At 70.3% G+C, this 737-nt stretch carries 1 protein-coding gene; it reads right to left on the minus strand.

Annotated features, from left to right (window positions below):
• Nucleotides 1-692, minus strand: a 692-nt coding sequence (locus tag ABD191_RS29020) for an RNA polymerase sigma factor SigF (protein ID WP_344089157.1), incomplete at its 3' end; no start/stop codon positions are given.
• Between the last annotated feature and the right edge of the window lie 45 nt (nt 693-737).

Here is a 737-nt window from a genome sequence, read left to right on the forward strand (position 1 = left end):
TGCTCGCGCAGTTTGGTCAGGGCGCGGGCGAGCAGGCGGGAGACGTGCATCTGGGAGACGCCGATCTTGTCGGCGATCTGGGATTGGGTCATGTTGGCGTAGAAGCGGTAGCCGAGGATGCGGCGTTCGCGTTCGTCGAGGGTGGCCAGGGCGGGGGCGAGGGTGGCGCGGAGTTCGGTGAGGTCGAGTTCGGGGTCTTCGCCGCCGATGAGGTCGCCGATTTCGCCGCCGCCGTCGCCGGGTCGGGCGGGGGTTTGCAGGGAGACGGCGTTGTAGGCGCTGGCGCCGGTGAGTCCGTCGCGGACGTCGGTTTCGGGGACGCCGAGGTAGGTGGCGATGTCGGTGGGGGTGGGTTCGCGGTGCAGGGTGTTGGTGAGGGTGGCGGCGGCTTCGGCGACGGACAGGCGTAGTTCCTGGACGCGGCGGGGTACGCGGACGTCCCAGGTGTGGTCGCGGAAGTGGCGCTTGATCTCGCCGACGATGGTGGGTACGGCGTAGGCGGCGAACTCGACGCCCCGGGTGGGGTCGAACCGGTCGACGGCCTTGATCAGGCCGATGGTGGCCGTCTGGACGAGATCGTCATGCGTCTGGCCCCGGTTGGAGAAGCGCGCCGCGAGGCTGGTGGCCAGGGGCAGCCAGGCCTCGATGACCCGGGCGCGGACCTTGGGCCGCGAGGGGTGCTTGGCGGGCAGTCCACTGAAGAGCCGAAGAAGGGCCGGGCCGTCGACATCATCGAG

The organism is Luedemannella helvata, from assembly GCF_039528415.1.
GTDB classification, from domain to species: Bacteria; Actinomycetota; Actinomycetes; order Mycobacteriales; family Micromonosporaceae; genus Luedemannella; species Luedemannella helvata.